The following is an 18266-nucleotide window of genomic DNA, read 5'->3' as shown; positions in this document are numbered from 1 at the left end:
ACCCCACGATGGACCCGGGGTCGCAACGCAAGCCAGGGTCTTTAGTCGTCGCCTTCGACCAGTGCCGACGCCGCCCGCAGGTGCGTGATCGCGTCCCGCACGATGGACTCGATCAGCTCGGCGCACGACGGCAGGTCTTCGAGGATCCCGGCCACCTGCCCGGAGGCCAGCACCCCGGCCTCGGTGTTGCCGTCGACCAGCCCGGCCTTCAGCAGCATCGGGGTGTTGGCCGCCATCACCACCTGGGACCAGGTCAGCTCCTTGCCGTGCCGCATGGCCAGGCCGTCGCGGACCATCGAGGCCCAGGTCATCTGCGACATGTGCTTGAACTTCGCGGCGTTGCGCACCGCCGCGGTGAGACCCCTTACCGGCGAACCGCTTTCCAGCCTTTCGACCAGGCCGGTGCGCAGTACCCGGTGCGGCATGCCGTCGACGCGCTTGGTGACCACCGTGCCGTCCAGCGCGGCGTCCAGGTAGCGCCGCTTGACCGCGTCGGGCACGGTCGAGTCGGAGGTCAGCAGAAAGCGCGTGCCCATCGCCACGCCGGCGGCGCCGTAACTCAACGCGGCAGCCAGCCCGCGCCCGTCGAAGAATCCACCCGCCGCTATCACCGGAATCCCGGTGCCCGCCACGGCGTCCAGCACCGACGGCAGCAGCAGCGTCGTGGCCACGGGCCCGGTGTGCCCGCCACCCTCGCCGCCCTGCACGATCATGGCGTCGGCGCCCCAGGCCGCCACCTTTTTGGCGTGCTTGGCGGCGCCGATCGACGGGATCACCACCGCGCCAGCCTCTTTCAGCCGGGCGATGAGCTCCTGCTTGGGCGCCAGGGCGAACGACGCCACCTTCACGCCCTCGCGGATCATCAAATCGACGCGGTCGCCGGCGTCGGCGGCGTCGGCGCGGATGTTCACCCCGAACGGCTTGTCGGTGGCGGCCTTGACCTTGCCGATGGCCGTCGCCAACTCGTCCAGCGTCATGGTGGCCGACGCCAGGATGCCCAGGCCGCCGGCGTTGGCCGTTGCGGCCACCAGCCGGGCACCGGCCACCCAGCCCATCCCGGTCTGGACGACGGGGTGCTCGACACCGACCAGCTCGGTCAGCGGCGTGCGCAGCTTCATTATCGGATCTCCCTGTCGCGCAGGGACTTCGGGTCGATCACCTCGCGGATCAGCCGCAGCTCCTCGTCGGTCGGGAGCCTGGTCTCGCCGGCCTCGTCGAGGCCGTGCACCTCGAACGAGGTGGCCTCGCAGACGTCGTCCGGCGACACCCCGGGGTGCAGTGTCAGCGCGCGCATCGTCCGGTCCGGGCCGCCGAAGTCGAACACCCCGAGGTTGGACACCACCCGGTAGGTGTTGGCGAAGCGGAAAGCCGGGTTGTCGGGGTCCACCTTGTCCCAGCCGATGCCGCAGACCACGTCGACGGCCTCGCAGAACACCCGCTTGGAGTGGTTGCCCACCCAGTAACTGGTCGCGTGGTTGATCGCGTTGCCGGGCGCGCCGCGCAGGCCGAACATCTGCCGGGTCGGGTGCTGCAGCGGGCCGAACGCCGAAATGTTCTGATTGCCAAAGCGGTCAACCTGATTCGCGCCCATCACCACGTGCCGCCGGCCCCAGGCCAGCGTCTCGAACACCCGGCCGAACGGCATCCAGCCTTCGACGGGCCCGGTCTTGCCCAAAGCCGGGGTGTCGGCCAGCAGCTGCGCCTCGCCGTCGGTGAGCAGGATGTCGGGGGAAAACGTCAACCGCGCCAGCCGCGCGCCGACCGAGGCCATGTTGGTCATGGGGCTGACCATGATTTCGCCGGCTCCTTCGAACAGGTCGGCACAGGCGACTGCGCACACCTCGGCGCGGGTGCTGCTCACTTGGCCGCTTCCTCTGCGAACGCGCGAACCGCCGCCTGGTAGTCGTCCTCGTCACCCGACAGGTAGGTCTGGACGAACTGCTGCCAGCCTTCATCGGTCGAGGCGGCCTCGGCATAGTGCCGCTGGAATTTCTCGTCACGGCCGTAATCCGGTGCGGCGGTGGTGAAGTGGGCCCCACCCGGCGCCTCAACCACCGAGTCGACCATCATCCGGTTCACCAGCAGCGCCTGCGGGGGAACGGCCTTGACCAGCTCCTCGGTGGAGACGACGCGCTCTACCGACAGGAAGCGCTTTTCGGCGGCCATCAGGAACAGGTCGTCGAAGTAGGGATCGATCCCGGTGTAGGCCGCATTGCCTTGGCAGTCACCGAGATTCAGGTGCGCGAAGGCGGCATCCAGGCGCAACGCCGGCATGGCGATCAGCGTCTCGTGGCCGCCCTCGGGCGCGGGGTACGGACTGGCCACCGTCTTCAGCTCACCCTCCCAGAAGTCGGGGACCGAGCTGCCCAGCCCGGCCCGAATCGGCAGGAACGGCAGGCGTTGGGCGGCGGCCTGCAGGCCGCAGCGCAACATGCCCTCGTCCATTTCGCGGGCCTCGATGGCGCCGCTCGTGCGGGCCTTGGCGAACCAGGGGTCGTAGAAGGGCGGGGAGTCCAGCGAGACGAAGCCGTAGTAGACGCGCTTGACCTTGCCCGCCGAGCAGAGCAGCCCGAGGTCGGGCCCGCCGTAGGTGACAACGGTCAGGTCCTTCAGGTCCGTGCGCAGCATCGCCCGCACGAACGCCATCGGCTTGCGGCGCGAGCCCCAGCCGCCGATGCCGATCGTCATGCCGCTGCGCAATTGCGCGACGGCGTCGTCCAACGTGGTTCTCTTGTCGCTCATGCTTTCTTGCCCTTAGCCGTCCCGGCGAACGCGTCGCGGTGCTCGTCGGCCACCCCGGCCAGGTTGAGCTCGAACGTAAAGCCTTGTTCCATGCGGTAACTCGAGTTGACCCGCTGCACGTCGATCAGGTTGAGCGCCTCCTTGGCGGCCCGGATGACGCGGGTGTCCTTGGCGGCGATGTCGCGGGCGACCCGTAGCGCGGCCTCGTCCAGCTCGTCGCGCGGCACCACCTCGTGCACCGAGCCGAAATGGTGCAGGGTGGCGGCGTCGACGGTCGCGGCGGTGAAGAACAGCCGCCGCATCAGGTGCTGGGGCACCAGCCGCGACAGGTGGGTGGCCGCCCCGAGCGCGCCGCGTTCCACCTCGGGCAACCCGAAGGTGGCGTCCTCGGAGGCCACGATGACGTCGGAGTTGCCGACCAGGCCGATGCCGCCGCCGACGCAGAATCCGTTCACCGCGGCGACGACCGGCACCGCGCACTCGTAGACCGCGCGGAAGGCGGCGAAGCAGCCGCGGTTGGCGTCAATCAGCGCGGTGAATCCCTCGGTGCGCTGCATCTCCTTGATGTCGACCCCGGCGTTGAAGCCGCGGCCCTCCGCCCGCAGGATCACGACATGGGTCTGCGGATCCTGGCCGGCGGCCGTGATGACGTCGGCCAGTTCAAACCAGCCGCGCGACGGGATGGCGTTGACCGGGGGAAAGTCGACGGTGACCGCGACGATGCCCGGTTCGGTGGTTTCGGATGTGATGGGCAAGGTGCCACTTCCTTGTGGGGTAACTACCTAAGCAAGCACTTGCTTGGTACGCTAGCACAGTGACTCGCGCCGAAGCACCCGACGCCATCAACTTGGGGCTGGCCGGGCGGGTGGTTCTGGTCACCGGCGGGGTTCGCGGGGTGGGCGCCGGCATCAGCTCGGTTTTCGCCGGGCAGGGCGCCACCGTCATCACCTGCGCGCGGCGGGCCGTCGAGGGCCTGCCCTATGAGTTCCACTCCTGCGACGTCCGTGACGACGACGCCGTCAAGGCGCTGATCGATTCCATCGTCGACACCCATGGCCGGCTCGACGTCGTGGTCAACAACGCCGGCGGTTCGCCGTACGTGCTGACCGCGGAGTCCAGCGCGAAGTTCAACCGCAAGATCATCGAGTTGAACCTGATTGGCGCGCTGTCGGTTTCGCAGCATGCCAACGCCCACATGCAAGGCCAGGAACGCGGCGGGTCGATCGTCAACATCTGCAGTCTGTCCGGTCGACGGCCGTCACCGGGCACCGGCGCCTACGGCGCGGCCAAGGCCGGACTCGAAAGCCTCACGCAGACGCTTGCGGTGGAGTGGGGGCCGAAGGTGCGGGTGAACGCCTGCGTGGTGGGCATGGTGGAAACCGAGCAATCCGAACTGTTTTACGGCGACGCCGAGTCCATCGCCGCGATCTCCAAGAACGTGCCGCTGGGCCGGCTGGCCCAGCCCGAGGACATCGGTTGGGCCGCAGCATTTCTGGCGTCGGACACGGCGTCCTACATCAGCGGCGCCTCGCTGGAGGTGCACGGTGGCGGCGAACCGCCGCACTACCTGGCCACCACGAATGCCAAAGCGATCAAGTAGAGGAGACACGAACAATGGGAGTGGTTGACGGCCGCGTCGTCATCGTCACCGGGGCGGGCGGCGGTATCGGTCGCGCGCATGCGCTGGCCTTCGCGGCCGAGGGCGCGCGCGTGGTGGTCAACGACATCGGCGTGGGACTGGATGGCTCCCCGGCGGGCGGCGGCAGCGCGGCGCAGGGCGTGGTCGACGAAATCACCGCGGCCGGTGGGGAAGCCGTAGCCAATGGATCCAACGTCGCCGACTGGGACGAAGCGGCCGGCCTGATCCAGACCGCCGTCGACACATTCGGCGGGCTGGACGTTCTGGTGAACAACGCCGGCATCGTGCGCGACAGGATGATGGCCAACACCAGCGAGGAGGAGTTCGACGCCGTCATCGCCGTGCACCTCAAAGGCCACTTCGCCACGATGCGGCACGCGGCGTCGTACTGGCGCGGGCTGTCCAAGGAGGGCAAGACGGTCGACGCGCGGATCATCAACACCAGTTCGGGTGCCGGCCTGCAGGGCAGCGTCGGGCAGGGCAACTACAGCGCGGCCAAGGCCGGCATCGCGGCGATTACGCTCGTCGGTGCGGCGGAGATGGGCCGCTACGGCGTCACGGTCAACGCCATCGCGCCGTCGGCCCGGACCCGCATGACCGAGACCGTCTTCGCCGAGATGATGGCCACGCAGGACCAGGATTTCGACGCCATGGCGCCGGAGAACGTCTCGCCGCTGGTGGTCTGGCTGGGCAGCGCCGAGTCGCGGGACGTCACCGGCAAGGTGTTCGAGGTCGAGGGCGGCAAGATCCGGGTCGCCGAGGGCTGGGCCCACGGGCCGCAGATCGACAAGGGTGCGCGGTGGGATCCCGCCGAATTGGGGCCCGTCGTCGCGGACCTGCTCGCCAAGGCCCGGCCGCCGGTTCCCGTATACGGGGCCTGATTTACCTATCGCGCAACGGGATCCGGGGCGTCCCACGGGAGCGACGATGATCCCCAGTGCGTCAGCTCGGTCGCTTCCTCGTTCGCATATAGATGACGCGGCGGCGTGGCGAACGTCGCGTAGGGACGGCAGCGGATCACCAGCCTGTCTTCGCGCTCGGCCATTTCCCTGACGAAGGGCCGTGCGTCCGCGCCTGCCAGCTGCCCGGACATCCGCCAGCCGACGGCCATCATGACGTCGACGACGAGGTCGGGGTCTCGATCGATGACGGCGTCGGCATACACCTGCAAGAAGGAGAACGGCCAGCGCTCGTCCAGCACGCAAATGCTCACTTTCGGGTCCCGCGCCACGGCGTTCGCCTTCGCGCGGCCGGCCATGGTGGACACCAGCAGCTCGTCGTCATCGGTCGGGACGTAATACACGATCGACATGGCCGGGCCGTCATGGCGGCGGCGGTACCCGAAGACACACGTACGGTGCGTGCGGACGAATTCGCGGCGCTCCGACGGGAGCATGTCGCGGTCGACCGAAGGGGTGAACGGCTCGGCGGCCAAGGGTAAGAGTCTCATGCGGCAACCAGCTTTAGCGGCAGCGCTTCGTGACGGCGGATGATGTTGTTAATAGCCCATTTTGGTGCGCCGGTGACCTCGATGCGTTCGACGCGTTCAAGCAGCGCGCGCAGCATGGCCGCCGTTTCCAAACGCGCCAGGCCCTGGCCGGCACAGGCATGCGCACCCTGTCCGAATCCGATTTGACGGCTGGCGTCACGGCGGATGTCGAAGAGGTCGGGTTCCTCCCACTCGCGTTCGTCGCGGTTGGCTGAGGCGTATATCACGAGGACTCGGGCACCGGATGGTATTGGGGTGCCGGCTATTTCGGTTTGCCTTGGCACCCAGCGCGCGAATGCACGCAGCGGGGGCTCATACCGGACCACCTCGTTGACGGCGTTGGTCATCAGGGCCGGGTCCTCTTTCAGGACTCGCCATTGGTCGGGGTGGCTCGCGAACAAATGCAACGCGTTGGAGATGGCGCTCATCGTGGTGTCGATCGACGGCGCAAGATAGTCGACCATCAGCGGCGAACACTCGCGGTGCGGCAGCTTGCCTTCGTCGGCGGCGATCAGAAGCTCGTGTGCCATGCTGCCCTCGAGAACGGCCCGCTGGCGCACCACGCGGCGCGCGAACCGCAGCATTTGCAACGCGCGAGGCGTCGATTTGATCGCCTGCCAATTCAGCGGACCGAGGACATCGAAAGTGGCGCCGCCCCAGTCGATGAGGTGATCGCGTTGATCGCGCGGCCAACCGATGAGGTCAGGCACCACGGCCAGCGGCAGGGCGGCCGCCAGGTCATTCACCCCGTCGACCGCACCCTGCCTGAGCGCGGCATCGACCACCGCCGCGGCGGTGGCGTCCACGCTGTCGCTGATCGCACGCAGCACACGCGGCAACAGGCGGTGCGCCACCAGCTTTCGCCGTTGGTCGTGCTCGTCGCCGTCGCTGTTCAGCGTCGTGCCTCGCGATAAGCGGTTGGTGATCGGGTTCAGGGAGACGCCCCTGCCCGAGAGGAATGTCTTGTCGTCACGCAAGACGGCCTTGCACTCGGCGTAGCGGGGGAGCGCATACGCCTTCTGTTTGGCCAACCAGACCACCCGGCCGAGGTCGCGCAGGCGCCGGTAATGCGGGTAGGGATTGACGATGGCCTCGGTGGAGTAGAGGTCTGGCTCGTATACCGGGACACCGGCCGGTGTGCGACGCATCGTTCTCCTAACAGCGCGCTGCCGGGCGCAATGGCGGCGCTTTCTGACGAAATCGTCACACACGGCGATATGCTCAGTCAAGCGCTGACGGAGGGGCCGTCAGAATTGAGGGTCGTTTCCGAACGGGGCCGGCGGCCCTGGCGCGGCTCGCGCACCACGAGCGGAATCACTCGGTCGGTGGCGTCGCGGTACTTGCGGTTGGGCGGGCACATCCGCATCAGCGGCGGCCAATTGCGTTCCCGCTCAGCGTCTGTGGCGTCGCGGGGCAGAAACGTCAGGGGTCGCAGATGACGATGGGAATGACCCGGTCGGTCCATGACCGGTAGTCGCCGAATGAGGGGTACATGGCATCCAGCTTCGGCCAGTACTCCGCACGCTCGGCCTCGGTCGCATCACGGGCCTGCAGCTGCAGCACCTCGTCCTTGATCTGCACGGAGACTTTCGGATTGGCCTTGAGGTTGAGGTACCACAGCGGGTTCTTGTCGCTACCGCCCTTCGATGCGACCAGCACCACCCGGTTCCCTTCGCGCAGGTACAGCAGCGGGCTGACCCGCGGTTCACCGCTCTTGCGGCCCGTCGTGGTGAGCAGCGCGACGGGAGCATTGCCGAAGGTGCCCCCCAATTTTCCGTTGCTGCGTCGATAGATCCACGTGTTGCCCTTGGCCATCCATTTGATGATGAAGCCGACCCAGGGCGCGTTCAGTGACTTTGGCTTGGGTTTGGGCATCGTGCTCCTCTGTATCTGGGCGGCGCCGCGGCGTTACCGCCGCCGCTGGACGAACGGTTGGAAGCGAACCTTGATGTGGTGGATCTCGGCTCGTCCGCTTGAGGTTTCGGCGGGTATCACGAAGGTCTCGTCGACCCGTGCGCCCAGCCGCCGGCCGCCGAACGCCGCCTTGGTGAGCACGTCGTATGAGGCGTGCACCCGGTCGCCGTCGATCCGGTAGGCCGGCGGCGTCGTGTCCGCGAGCAACCGGTACTGAGCTCCGCGATTCAGGCTGCGGCGCAGGTGGTTTCCGGAGAACCCGTTCTTGATCCCTTGCTCGATGCGGGTGCAGTCGGCGGCGAACGGAACGGAGTCGCCGTCATGGTTGACGAGCGCGTCGATGTAGGACTGCGCCGCGGCGATGCGGCTCTCCTCGGAGACGATCAAGTGCCGGGCTAGATGCGCTCGATGATGGTGCCCGTCGACAGGGCGCCGCCCGCGCACATGGTGATCAGCGCGGTGCTCTGGTCGGTGCGCTCCAGCTCGTGCAGCGCGGTGGTGATCAACCGGCTGCCGGTGCTGCCCACCGGGTGGCCCAGCGCGATGGCCCCGCCATTGACGTTGACCCTGGCCATGTCGGGCTCGTGGACGCGCGCCCAGGACAGCACCACCGACGCGAACGCCTCGTTGATCTCGACCAGGTCGATGTCGCCCATCTTCATGCCGGCCTTTTCGAGCACCTTGGCCGTCGACTGCACGGGGCCGTCCAGGTGGTAGTACGGCTCGGCGCCGACTAGCGCCTGGCTGACGATGCGGGCCCGCGGCCGCAACCCGAGCCCCTTGGCCTTATCTTCGTCCATCCACAGCACGGCCGCGGCCCCATCGGAAATCTGCGACGACGTCCCGGCCGTGTGGATCCCACCCTCGATGACCGGCTTAAGGGCGGACAGGCCCGACAGGGTGGTGTCGCGCAGGCCCTGGTCGCGCGAGATGGTGACCCGCTCCGACGTCGGTTGCTTGTTCTCGTCCAGCGCGGGCGCGTCGATCGGGGAGATCTCGCGGTCGAAGCGGCCCTCCTCCCACGCCTGCTTGGCCTTGGCCTGCGATCCGAAGCCGAACTCGTCGATGTCCTCGCGGGTGATGCCGCGCCGCTTGGCGATCCGCTCGGCCGCGGTGAACTGGTCGGGCAGGTCGATGTCCCACGACGCCGGCCGCAGGATGCTGCGGTCGGGGCCGGCGTTGGCGCCGAGTCCGACGCGGCTCATGGCCTCGATTCCGCACGCGATGCCGATGTCGATGGCGCCCGCCGCGATCAGGCCGGCGATCAGACCGTTGGCCTGCTGACCGCTGCCGCACTGGCAGTCCACGGTCATGGCGCCGACGTGCTCCGGCAGCCCGGCGACCAGCCAGCTAACCCGGGTGATGTTGTTGGACTGCTCGCCGAACTGCGTCACGCAGCCGCCGATGACCTGTTCGACGTCGCCGGCGTCGATGCCGGCCTTCTCCACGACTGCCTTCTGCACCGCACCGAGCAGCTCGGTGGCGTGCAATCCTGAGAGCCATCCGTTGCGCTTGCCGATCGGGCTGCGGGTGGCTTCGACGATTACCGGGTTACCCATTCCGTCAGGCTAGAACACGTTTCATTAGTCTGACAAGCGAGGATGATGACCTGCCTTTTATCTGCGCAGGAGCCGTGTTTTACTGGCACTAGAACACGTTGCAATTGAGGAGCGCACACATCATGGCACCCCCCAACATTCCCGCTGACTTCGACTTCCTTGACCCTGACGTCAACCTCGCAGGGCTGCCCGTCGAGGAACTCGCCTGGCTCCGCAAGGCGGAGCCGATCCACTGGGTCGACATCCCCAACGGCGCGGGCGGCTTCGAGGACCACGGATATTGGCTCGTCACCAAGCACGCCGACGTCAAGGAGGTGTCCAAGCGCAGCGACATCTTCTCGAGCTGGATGAACGGCGCCATCCCGACGTGGCCGCCGGAGATGAAGCGCGAGCAGGTCGAACTACAGCGCAGCGTCATGCTCAACATGGACGCGCCCCACCACACCCGGCTGCGCAAGATCATCTCCCGCGGGTTCACGCCCCGGGCCATCGGACGGCTGGAGGCCGAACTGGCACAGCGCGCCCAGAACATCGCCAAGACCGCGGCGACCGAGGGTCACGGCGACTTCGTCGAGCAGGTCTCGTGCGAGCTGCCGCTGCAGGCCATCGCGGGCCTGCTCGGTGTCCCCCAGGAGGACCGCGACAAGCTGTTCCGCTGGTCCAACGAGATGACCGGTGGCACCGACCCCGAGTACGCCCACGTCGACCCCGCGCAGTCGTCGATGGAGCTGATCACCTACGCGATGGCGATGGCCGAGGAGCGGGGCAAGAACCCCACCGACGACATCGTCACCACGCTCATCCAGGCCGACATCGACGGCGAGAAGCTCTCCGACGACGAGTTCGGGTTCTTCGTGGTCATGCTCGCGGTGGCGGGCAACGAGACCACCCGCAACTCGATCACCCACGGCATGATCGCCATGGCGAACAACCCCGACCAGTGGGAATTGTTCAAGTCCGAGCGCCCGTCGACCACCGCCGACGAGATCATCCGGTGGGCCACCCCGGTCTCGGCCTTCCAGCGCACCGCCAGCGAGGACACCGAGTTGTCCGGCGTGCAGATCAAGAAGGGGCAGCGGGTGGTGATGTCCTACCGGTCGGCCAACTTCGACGAAGAGGTCTTCGACGACCCGCACACCTTCAACATCCTGCGCGACCCGAACCCGCACGTCGGCTTCGGCGGCACCGGCGCCCACTACTGCATCGGCGCTAACTTGGCCCGTATGACCATCAACCTGATCTTCAACGCGGTGGCCGACCACATGCCGGACCTCAAGCCCATCGGCGAGCCCGAGCGGTTGCGGTCGGGCTGGCTCAACGGGATCAAGCACTGGCAGGTCGACTACAGCGGCAAATCCAACTGACATGGACTTCGATCTCACCGCGACGCAACAGGCCGTCGCCGACGTCGTCACGTCGGTGCTCGACCGCGAATTGAGCTGGGAGGCTTTGGTCGGCGGGGGCGTGACGGCGCTCCCGGTGCCCGAGCGTCTCGGCGGTGACGGCGTGGGGCTGCCCGAGGTGGCCACCGTCCTCACCGAGGTGGGTCGCCACGGCGCCATCACGCCGGCGCTGGCCACGCTCGGCTTCGGCGTGCTGCCGCTGCTTGACCTGGCGTCCGACGAACAGCAGGACCGGTTCCTGGCCGGCGTCGCGAAGGGCGGCGTGCTGACCGCCGCGCTCAACGAGCCCGGCACCGCGTTGCCCGACCGGCCGTCGACCACCTTCGCCAACGGCCGGTTGTCGGGCACGAAAGTGGCTGTGCCGTATGCCGAATCCGCCGACTGGATGGTCGTGACCGCCGACAACGCGGTGGTCGTGGTGTCGCCGAAGGCCGATGGGGTGCAGGTGATTCAGACCCCGACATCCAACGGCTCCGACGAGTACACGGTCACCTTCGCCGACGTTGCGGTCGAAGACGCCGACGTTTTGTCGGGCGCCGGGGCGCCGCGGGTCAACCAGCTGGCGCTGGCGGCCATCGGCGCCTACACCGACGGCCTGGTCGCGGGCGCGCTGCGGCTCACCGCGGACTACGTGGCCAACCGCAAGCAATTCGGCAAGCCGCTGTCGACGTTCCAGACCGTGGCCGCGCAGCTCGCCGAGGTCTACATCGCTTCGCGCACCATCGATTTGGCGGCGAAGTCGGTCGTGTGGCGGCTGTCCGAAGGACGGGACGCTGACGACGATCTCGACGTGCTCGGCTATTGGATCACGTCGCAGGCCCCGCCGGTGATGCAGCTCTGCCACCACCTGCACGGCGGCATGGGCATGGACATCACCTATCCGATGCACCGGTACTACTCCACGATCAAGGACCTGACCCGGCTGCTGGGCGGGCCTTCTCATCGTCTCGATCTGGTGGGAGCGCAATGTTCATAGACCTGACTCCGGAGCAGCGTCAGCTGCAAGCGGAACTGCGGGAATACTTTTCGAACCTGATCTCGTCCGACGAGATGAAGGCGATGGAGGAGGACCGTCACAACGAGGCCTATCGCGCGGTGATCCGGCGGATGGGCCGGGACGGCAAGCTTGGCGTCGGTTGGCCAAAGGAGTTCGGCGGCTTGGGCTTCGGCCCCATCGAGCAGTCGATCTTCGTCAACGAGGCGCATCGGGCCGACGTCCCGCTGCCCGCGGTGACGCTGCAGACGGTCGGTCCGGTGCTGCAGCAATTCGGCAGCGAGGCACAGAAGAAGAAGTTCCTGCCGGCCATTCTCGCCGGCGAAGTGCACTTCGCGATCGGCTACACCGAGCCCGACGCGGGAACCGACCTGGCTTCGCTGCGGACCACCGCCGTGCGCCAGGGCGACGAGTACATCGTCAACGGGCAGAAGATCTTCACCACCGGTGCGCATGACGCGGACTACATCTGGTTGGCCTGCCGCACCGACCCGGAAGCCGTGAAGCACAAGGGGATTTCGATCCTGATCGTCGACACCAAGGATCCCGGCTACTCGTGGACGCCGATCATCTTGTCCGACGGTGCCCACCACACCAACGCCACCTACTACAACGACGTGCGGGTGCCCGCCGACATGCTGGTCGGCGAGGAGAACGGCGGATGGCGGCTGATCACGACCCAGCTCAACAACGAACGCGTCATGCTGGGCCCGGCGGGCCGCACCGCGGGCATCTACGACCGGGTGCACGCGTGGGCGTCCAAGCCGGGCGGCGACGGCGTCACGCCGATCGACCACGCCGACGTCAAACGGGCGCTCGGTGAGATCCACGCGATGTGGCGGATCAACGAGCTGCTGAACTGGCAGGTGGCCGCCGCCGGCGAGGACATCAACGTCGCCGACGCCGCCTCGACCAAAGTCTTTGGCACCGAGAAGATTCAGTACATCGGCCGGCTGGCCGAAGAGATCGTCGGCAAGTACGGCAACCCCGCGGAACCGGAGACCGCCGAGCTGCTGCGTTGGCTGGATTCGCAAACCAAGCGCAACCTGGTGATCACCTTCGGTGGCGGCGTGAACGAAGTGATGCGAGAGATGATCGCGGCGGCCGGCCTCAAGGTGCCGAGGGTGCCTCGATGACGGATATCGCCGAAGCGGTCGCGGAAATCACCGCCACCGTCGTGGCAGCGCCGCGCGCGGGCCGGGATCCGGTGAACCAGCCGATCATCAACAACTGGGTGGAGGCCCTCGGCGACCGCAACCCGATCTATGTGGACGAGGATGCCGCCAAGGCAGCCGGTCACCCGGGGATTGTCGCGCCGCCGGCCATGATTCAGGTGTGGACGATGTTCGGGCAGGGCGGTGAACGCCCCACCGACGATCCAATGGGCCCGATCATGAAGCTGTTCGACGACGCCGGCTACATCGGCGTGGTCGCCACCAACTGTGAGCAGACCTATCACCGGTATCTGCGTCCCGGCGAGCAGGTCACCATCCATTCCGAGATGCGTGACGTGGTGGGCCCCAAGCAGACCGGCCTCGGTGAGGGCTACTTCATCAACCAGCACATCACCTGGCGTGTCGGGGAGGAAGCCGTCGCCGAGATGGCTTGGCGGATCTTGAAGTTCAAGCCCCGCGAATCCGCGCCGTCCTCGGTGCCCGAGGACCTCGATCCCGACACCATGATGCGCCCGGCGTCGTCGCGGGACACCGCCTTCTTCTGGGAGGGCGTCAAGGCGCACGAGTTACGGATTCAGCGCCGGCCCGACGGCAGCCTGCAGCATCCGCCGGTGCCGGCGGTGTGGCAGGACAAGGCCCAACCCATCGACTACGTCGTGGCCAGCGGCCGCGGCACGCTGTACAGCTACGTCGTGCACCACGCGCCGAAGGTGCCCGGACGCACGCTGCCGTTTGTGATCGCGCTCGTCGAGCTGGAAGAGGGTGTTCGTATGCTCGGCGAGCTGCGCGGCGTCGACCACGCCGAGATCAAGATCGGAATGCCGGTTCGCGCAACCTATATCGACTTCCCGGCCGGCGACTCCGGCCCGGAGTGGAGCCTTTACGCGTGGGAACCCTTGGGAGATCAAGCATGAGCGCGCCTACTGTCGAGGTGGGTACCACCCTGCCCGAATTGAAGATTTACGGCGACCCGACGTTCATCATCTCGACCGCCCTGGCCACCAGGGACTTTCAGGACGTGCACCACGATCGGGACCTGGCGCAGGCCAAGGGTTCCAAGGACATCTTCGTCAACATCCTGACCGACACGGGGTTGGTGCAGCGTTACGTCACCGACTGGGCCGGTCCGGCCGCACGGATCAAATCGATCGGGCTGCGGCTCGGCGTGCCGTGGTATGCCTACGACACCGTCACCTTCTCCGGCGAGGTGACCGGTATCGACGACGGCCTGATCGCGTTGAAGGTCTTCGGCCGCAACAGCCTTGGCGATCATGTGATCGCGACGGTGACGCTGACGATGGGGGATGCTTGATGCTCTCGGGTAAGGCGGCCATCGTCGGGATCGGCGCCACCGACTTCTCCAAGGACTCCGGCCGCAGCGAGCTGCGGCTGGCCGCCGAGGCGGTCCTGGACGCCCTGGACGACGCCGGCCTTTCGCCGTCTGACGTCGACGGGCTGACCACGTTCACGATGGACACCAACAACGAGACCGCGGTGGCGCGCGCCGTCGGCATCGGTGACCTGAAGTTCTTCTCGCAGATCGGCTACGGCGGCGGCGCCGCGTGCGCGACCGTTCAGCAGGCGGCGATGGCCGTCGCCACCGGGGTGGCCGACGTCGTCGTGGCGTACCGGGCGTTCAACGAGCGGTCGGGCATGCGGTTCGGTCAGGTCCAGACCCGGCTGGTGGGAAATGCGGGCGTGCAGGCCGATTCGACGGCGGCCGACAACTCCTTCTCGTATCCGCACGGGCTGTCGACGCCCGCCGCGCAGGTCGCGATGATCGCGCAGCGGTACATGCACTGGTCCGGCGCGACCAGCCGGGATTTCGGGGTGATCTCGGTGGCCGACCGCAAGCACGCGGCCAAGAACCCAAAGGCGTACTTCTACGAGAAGCCGATAACCATTGAGGACCACCAGAATTCGCGGTGGATCGCCGAGCCGCTGCGGCTGCTGGACTGCTGCCAGGAGACCGACGGCGCGGTGGCGATCGTGGTGACCTCCCCGGAGCGCGCGAAGGATCTCAAGCAGCGGCCGGCGGTCATCGAGGCCGCGGCGCAAGGCTCCAGCCCCGACCAGTACACGATGGTCAGCTACTACCGCGACGAGCTCGGCCTGCCCGAGATGGGGCTGGTCGGTCAGCAGATGTGGCAGCAGTCCGGTCTGCAGCCGTCCGACATCCAGACCGCCGTGTTGTACGACCACTTCACGCCCTTCACGCTGATTCAGTTGGAGGAGTTGGGATTCTGCGGTAAGGGCGAGGCCAAGGACTTCATCGCCGACGGTGCGATCGAGGTCGGTGGCCGGCTTCCGATCAACACGCATGGCGGTCAACTCGGTGAGGCCTACATCCACGGCATGAACGGCATTGCCGAGGGTGTGCGGCAGCTACGGGGAACGTCGGTGAACCCGGTCCCCGACGTCGAGCACGTGCTCGTCACCGCGGGAACCGGCGTGCCCACGTCGGGCCTGATCCTCGGCTAGCTTTGCCGTTCGCCTCGAACGTGCGGCTTGCCGCACGTTCGCGTTCGAGCGTGCGGCTAGCCGCACGCTCGCGACTTGTGGATAGCTGACGTGACGGCCACGGCGGCCTCATGCCACGCTGCGGGGCCATGATGGAGCCGATTATTGGCAGCGAGGCCATCTCTGCAGGGGTGCTGTCCAAGTCGCAACTGGCTACTCGCTTTCGCCCATTGTTCCCGGACGTCTACGTGGAGCGTGATGTCGGCATCACCGCCGAACTACGCGCCAAAGCCGGCTGGCTATGGAGCGGCCGCCGAGGTGTTGTCGCAGGGTTCGCCGCATCCGCTCTGCATGGCAGCAAGTGGGTCGATGATGCGCACGTCGTGGAGTTGATCCACGACAATCGGCGCAGTCCGCCTGGTATTCACGCGCACGGGGACCGGATCGAGGAGGACGAGATCGAGCTGGTGGCCGGCATGCGGGTCACCTCGCCGGTCAGGACGGCACTGGACTTCGGCTGTTGGTACCCGACCATGACCGCTGTGGCGGGGATCGACGCTCTCGCCAGAGCAACGGAAATCAAAGCGGCTGATGTCGAGCTGCTGGCCCGGAGATACGTCGGACGCAGAGGCATCGCGCGAGCACGGCGAGCCGCGGATCTGTTCGATGCCGGGGCGCAGTCGCCAAAAGAGTCCTGGCTTCGCCTCGTGCTGATCGGGGCCGGCCTACCGCGGCCCCAAACACAGATTCCGGTGCGCGACGAGGTCGGCAATGTCTTCGCTTACCTCGACATGGGGTGGGAGGACGTCAAGGTCGCCGTCGAATACGACGGCGACCAGCACCGCAGCGATCGCCGGCAATACACCTGGGACGTAAGGCGATTGGAAAGGCTACAGCGTGGTGGCTGGCTGGTCATCCGAGTGGTGTCGGGCGACCGGCCCGCCGAGATCGTCGGCCGCGTTCGTGCGGCATTCGCGCGGCGAGCGTGCGGCTAGCCGCACGCTCGGCGTCGACTGTGCGGCTAGCCGCACGCTCGCCGCAGAGGGGCGTCGCAGACTCGGCGCAGAGGGTCCGGCTACGCGCGTGCGACAACACCGAAGACGGTCTCCATTCCGCGCCGGCCCTTGATCTCTACCTGCTCGGAGTGGCCCCAAATGTATTGCGCCTCGACGGCGGCGTGAACGCCGCTGCTGACCATCACGATCGGGCGCCCGCCCCGTCCGGCAATGCCGGCCAACCGGAACGCCACGTTGGTCGCGTCGCCGATTACGGCCGTGACCGTTCGTGTCATGGCGGCGATCGCGGCCCGGCCCTGCACCACCCCCCAACCCATGCGGATCGGCGACCCGTCCGGGCTACGCAGCGGGAGCGTGGGCCCGAGCTCCTCGACCCTCCGGTTCGCGGCGAGCGCGAAGTCGATCGCGAGCTCGTTAGCCCTCGGAATGGTCCGCGGTTCCCAGACCGCATACAGCGCATCGCCGGCGTAATGGTTGAGCGTCCCGCGATGGGCGCGCAGCACGAGGTTGAGCTCGTGCCAGAGATAGTTCAGGCTCTGGGCGATCACCCTGTTGTCGGTCACTTCGGAGATCGTCGAGTAGTTGGTAATGTCCCCGACCACCATGACCATGGTCTCCTCGACGATGCGGGTCAGGGTCGGGCTTGTGTTGGTTACCCCGGCGGCAGTGAACCGGTCCGATCGGAAGACGAGCACCACGTCGCCTATCGAGATCCGGTCCTCGGGCTTGATGGGGACCTGGACGGCGCGCTCCAGGGGCATGCCATTGAGCAACGTCCCGTTGGTGCTGGTGTCGATGAGGTATGCCCGGTCGGTACTGACGTCCAAGCGAATCTCGAGGTGGTTGCGGGAGATGTTCGGATCGGGAATGACCAGTCGGCGCTGTTCGTCGATGCCCGCGCACTGACGCCCGACGAATAACTGATCGAAGATCGGCACGATCTTCTCGCCGCCATTCAAGTGCACGACCAGATTGGCCAGCGGCTTGTCCCACCAATCGGAGCCCATGGGTTAACAGCCTCGCCGCACTCGAACGGCCGCGTGCGCGAGCGAGACTCGTCGTTGTCTGCCCCGCTCGCCCTGACCACCCTGTGCACACACTAAGCGTCTGCCACCTGAAGATGCTGAGCCGTTGGCTGCAGCGTAATCGTACAGGCTCAGCGAACGAGCGACGGCTGCGCTTCGAGGATTCTGCGGGCTGCGATCCGCCCGGCCTTCAGGGCCGCATCGATGTTTTTGAAGTCCAGCGGACCGATCGCCGAGACGTCCGGCTCGATGATCGCCGCGACTCGGGGGAGCTCGCGCAGGTTCCACTTGGGGGCCGCGAGTTCGACGCTGCGAAGCAACGTGTCTTGCAGCGGCGGCAGGGCTACATCCGTGCCGGTCAAGAGCCGCCGGACGAACGCGGGCGGCTGAAGCTTCACCGGCAGCGGGCCAAATCCCTTCGATGGCACCCACGTCGTGCGCAGATCGACGCATATCACCTCGCCGTCCGGGTCGGCGCACATCACGTCGGCGGGCAGGATGTTCATCAGTCCGCCGTCGACGAGCAGCCGTTCCCCATGCTGCACCGGCGGCAGGAGGCCGGGTATCGAGATCGATGCGCGCACCGCGACCCACAGCAATCCACGGCGATGGATGATCTGATCGCCCGTGATGATGTCGGTGGAGACGGAAAAGAACTCCCTCGGCAGGCGCTCGATCAGGGTGGTGCCACCGAAGAATCCCTCTATCAGGCGGTCGACACGGCGGCCTCGCGTGAGGGCTATCGCGGGGATCGTGTAGTCGCTGACCGGCCTGGTCTCCGCAACGTACTTCCGCGCCGCCGCGGTGCAATCCCGCGCGTCCAGCCCCAGCGCCTGTCTCTTATACACAT

20 protein-coding genes are annotated in these 18266 nt (G+C 67.1%); 9 read left to right on the top strand and 11 right to left on the bottom strand.

Features of this window, described 5'->3' with window-relative positions; genetic code table 11:
- Positions 1-41: 41 nt before the first annotated feature.
- Genes ipdC through echA20 form a run of 4 tightly spaced genes read right to left on the bottom strand, consistent with a single transcriptional unit; the run spans position 42 to position 3497 of the window.
- Positions 42-1118 (bottom strand): (3aS,4S,5R,7aS)-5-hydroxy-7a-methyl-1-oxo-octahydro-1H-indene-4-carboxyl-CoA dehydrogenase, encoded by a 1077-nt coding sequence (gene ipdC / locus WU80_RS05125; protein WP_055399708.1) that lies wholly within the window; start codon positions 1116-1118, stop codon positions 42-44.
- Positions 1118-1861 carry a cholesterol ring-cleaving hydrolase subunit IpdB gene (gene ipdB, locus WU80_RS05120; protein WP_055399706.1) on the bottom strand — a complete coding sequence of 248 codons (744 nt, stop codon included), beginning with the start codon at positions 1859-1861 and terminating at the stop codon, positions 1118-1120. The genes ipdC and ipdB overlap by 1 nt, the downstream gene beginning before the upstream one ends.
- Entirely contained in the window at positions 1858-2742 is an 885-nt protein-coding gene (ipdA, locus tag WU80_RS05115; RefSeq protein WP_055399704.1) for a cholesterol ring-cleaving hydrolase subunit IpdA, read from the bottom strand. Before ipdA ends, ipdB begins: the two co-directional genes overlap by 4 nt.
- On the bottom strand, positions 2739-3497 hold the full coding sequence (echA20, locus tag WU80_RS05110) for a (7aS)-7a-methyl-1,5-dioxo-2,3,5,6,7,7a-hexahydro-1H-indene-carboxyl-CoA hydrolase (RefSeq protein WP_055399702.1): 759 nt from the start codon (positions 3495-3497) through the stop codon (positions 2739-2741). The genes ipdA and echA20 overlap by 4 nt, the downstream gene beginning before the upstream one ends.
- A 59-nt stretch (positions 3498-3556) precedes the next feature.
- Here echA20 and WU80_RS05105 point away from each other — a divergent pair, with 59 nt between their 5' ends.
- Positions 3557-4342: an SDR family oxidoreductase gene (locus WU80_RS05105; RefSeq protein ID WP_197281067.1), complete on the top strand. Its 786-nt coding sequence runs from the start codon at positions 3557-3559 to the stop codon at positions 4340-4342.
- Between the two features lie 14 nt (positions 4343-4356).
- Positions 4357-5262, top strand: coding sequence for an SDR family oxidoreductase (locus tag WU80_RS05100; protein ID WP_055399700.1), 906 nt, complete (start codon positions 4357-4359; stop codon positions 5260-5262).
- A gap of 5 nt (positions 5263-5267) precedes the next feature.
- Here the strand turns inward: WU80_RS05100 and WU80_RS05095 are convergent, their stop codons facing one another.
- The 5 genes from WU80_RS05095 to WU80_RS05075 form a co-directional block, all read right to left on the bottom strand.
- Entirely contained in the window at positions 5268-5831 is a 564-nt protein-coding gene (locus WU80_RS05095; protein WP_082459710.1) for a pyridoxamine 5'-phosphate oxidase family protein, read from the bottom strand.
- Positions 5828-7018 carry a cytochrome P450 gene (locus WU80_RS05090; RefSeq protein ID WP_055399698.1) on the bottom strand — a complete coding sequence of 397 codons (1191 nt, stop codon included), beginning with the start codon at positions 7016-7018 and terminating at the stop codon, positions 5828-5830. Before WU80_RS05090 ends, WU80_RS05095 begins: the two co-directional genes overlap by 4 nt.
- A gap of 274 nt (positions 7019-7292) precedes the next feature.
- Positions 7293-7745: a nitroreductase family deazaflavin-dependent oxidoreductase gene (locus WU80_RS05085; protein ID WP_055399696.1), complete on the bottom strand. Its 453-nt coding sequence runs from the start codon at positions 7743-7745 to the stop codon at positions 7293-7295.
- Positions 7746-7778: 33 nt separating this feature from the next.
- The gene (locus WU80_RS05080) at positions 7779-8171 is read right to left on the bottom strand and encodes a hypothetical protein (protein WP_055399694.1); all 393 of its coding nucleotides are present in this window, start codon (positions 8169-8171) and stop codon (positions 7779-7781) included.
- A gap of 8 nt (positions 8172-8179) precedes the next feature.
- Complete coding sequence (locus WU80_RS05075) at positions 8180-9343, bottom strand: steroid 3-ketoacyl-CoA thiolase (RefSeq protein ID WP_055399692.1); 1164 nt, start codon at positions 9341-9343, stop codon at positions 8180-8182.
- A 122-nt stretch (positions 9344-9465) separates the two neighbouring features.
- On the opposite strand from WU80_RS05075, the gene WU80_RS05070 reads away from it, so the two are divergent.
- The 7 genes from WU80_RS05070 (at position 9466) to WU80_RS05040 (ending at position 16370) form a co-directional block, all read left to right on the top strand.
- Positions 9466-10707 carry a cytochrome P450 gene (locus WU80_RS05070; protein ID WP_055399690.1) on the top strand — a complete coding sequence of 414 codons (1242 nt, stop codon included), beginning with the start codon at positions 9466-9468 and terminating at the stop codon, positions 10705-10707.
- A gap of 1 nt (position 10708) precedes the next feature.
- Positions 10709-11722 (top strand): acyl-CoA dehydrogenase family protein, encoded by a 1014-nt coding sequence (locus tag WU80_RS05065; RefSeq protein ID WP_055399689.1) that lies wholly within the window; start codon positions 10709-10711, stop codon positions 11720-11722.
- A complete protein-coding gene (gene fadE29 / locus WU80_RS05060) occupies positions 11713-12876 on the top strand; it encodes an acyl-CoA dehydrogenase FadE29 (protein WP_055399687.1) in 1164 nt (387 codons plus the stop codon). The genes WU80_RS05065 and fadE29 overlap by 10 nt, the downstream gene beginning before the upstream one ends.
- Positions 12873-13829 carry a bifunctional MaoC family dehydratase N-terminal/OB-fold nucleic acid binding domain-containing protein gene (locus tag WU80_RS05055; RefSeq protein WP_055399684.1) on the top strand — a complete coding sequence of 319 codons (957 nt, stop codon included), beginning with the start codon at positions 12873-12875 and terminating at the stop codon, positions 13827-13829. Before fadE29 ends, WU80_RS05055 begins: the two co-directional genes overlap by 4 nt.
- Positions 13826-14227 carry a MaoC family dehydratase gene (locus tag WU80_RS05050; RefSeq protein ID WP_055399682.1) on the top strand — a complete coding sequence of 134 codons (402 nt, stop codon included), beginning with the start codon at positions 13826-13828 and terminating at the stop codon, positions 14225-14227. The genes WU80_RS05055 and WU80_RS05050 overlap by 4 nt, the downstream gene beginning before the upstream one ends.
- Positions 14227-15396, top strand: coding sequence for a lipid-transfer protein (locus WU80_RS05045; RefSeq protein ID WP_055399680.1), 1170 nt, complete (start codon positions 14227-14229; stop codon positions 15394-15396). Before WU80_RS05050 ends, WU80_RS05045 begins: the two co-directional genes overlap by 1 nt.
- Positions 15397-15524: 128 nt before the next feature.
- A complete protein-coding gene (locus WU80_RS05040) occupies positions 15525-16370 on the top strand; it encodes a hypothetical protein (RefSeq protein WP_055399678.1) in 846 nt (281 codons plus the stop codon).
- Positions 16371-16450: 80 nt separating this feature from the next.
- Here the strand turns inward: WU80_RS05040 and WU80_RS05035 are convergent, their stop codons facing one another.
- Entirely contained in the window at positions 16451-17398 is a 948-nt protein-coding gene (locus WU80_RS05035; RefSeq protein WP_055399677.1) for an adenylate/guanylate cyclase domain-containing protein, read from the bottom strand.
- Between the two features lie 149 nt (positions 17399-17547).
- The coding region (locus tag WU80_RS05030) for a patatin-like phospholipase family protein (protein ID WP_197285983.1) at positions 17548-18266 on the bottom strand (719 nt) is incomplete at its 5' end.

The organism is Mycobacterium sp. UM_11, from assembly GCF_001414075.1.
GTDB lineage: Bacteria > Actinomycetota > Actinomycetes > Mycobacteriales > Mycobacteriaceae > Mycobacterium.
Note: the sequence above shows the minus strand (reverse complement) of the source record. Positions and strands in the feature narration are given on the sequence as shown.

Bases quoted from the DNA above. Each gene is read 5' to 3' on its own strand.
- WU80_RS05065 (WP_055399689.1), top strand. From the start codon at position 10,709: ATGGACTTCGATCTCACCGCGACGCAACAGGCCGTCGCCGACGTCGTC.
- WU80_RS05070 (WP_055399690.1), top strand. From the start codon at position 9,466: ATGGCACCCCCCAACATTCCCGCTGACTTCGACTTCCTTGACCCTGAC.
- WU80_RS05085 (WP_055399696.1), bottom strand. From the start codon at position 7,745: ATGCCCAAACCCAAGCCAAAGTCACTGAACGCGCCCTGGGTCGGCTTC.
- WU80_RS05090 (WP_055399698.1), bottom strand. From the start codon at position 7,018: ATGCGTCGCACACCGGCCGGTGTCCCGGTATACGAGCCAGACCTCTAC.
- WU80_RS05045 (WP_055399680.1), top strand. From the start codon at position 14,227: ATGCTCTCGGGTAAGGCGGCCATCGTCGGGATCGGCGCCACCGACTTC.
- WU80_RS05050 (WP_055399682.1), top strand. From the start codon at position 13,826: ATGAGCGCGCCTACTGTCGAGGTGGGTACCACCCTGCCCGAATTGAAG.
- ipdA (WP_055399704.1), bottom strand. From the start codon at position 2,742: ATGAGCGACAAGAGAACCACGTTGGACGACGCCGTCGCGCAATTGCGC.
- fadE29 (WP_055399687.1), top strand. From the start codon at position 11,713: ATGTTCATAGACCTGACTCCGGAGCAGCGTCAGCTGCAAGCGGAACTG.
- WU80_RS05100 (WP_055399700.1), top strand. From the start codon at position 4,357: ATGGGAGTGGTTGACGGCCGCGTCGTCATCGTCACCGGGGCGGGCGGC.
- ipdC (WP_055399708.1), bottom strand. From the start codon at position 1,118: ATGAAGCTGCGCACGCCGCTGACCGAGCTGGTCGGTGTCGAGCACCCC.
- WU80_RS05035 (WP_055399677.1), bottom strand. From the start codon at position 17,398: ATGGGCTCCGATTGGTGGGACAAGCCGCTGGCCAATCTGGTCGTGCAC.
- WU80_RS05095 (WP_082459710.1), bottom strand. From the start codon at position 5,831: ATGAGACTCTTACCCTTGGCCGCCGAGCCGTTCACCCCTTCGGTCGAC.
- WU80_RS05075 (WP_055399692.1), bottom strand. From the start codon at position 9,343: ATGGGTAACCCGGTAATCGTCGAAGCCACCCGCAGCCCGATCGGCAAG.
- WU80_RS05055 (WP_055399684.1), top strand. From the start codon at position 12,873: ATGACGGATATCGCCGAAGCGGTCGCGGAAATCACCGCCACCGTCGTG.
- WU80_RS05040 (WP_055399678.1), top strand. From the start codon at position 15,525: ATGATGGAGCCGATTATTGGCAGCGAGGCCATCTCTGCAGGGGTGCTG.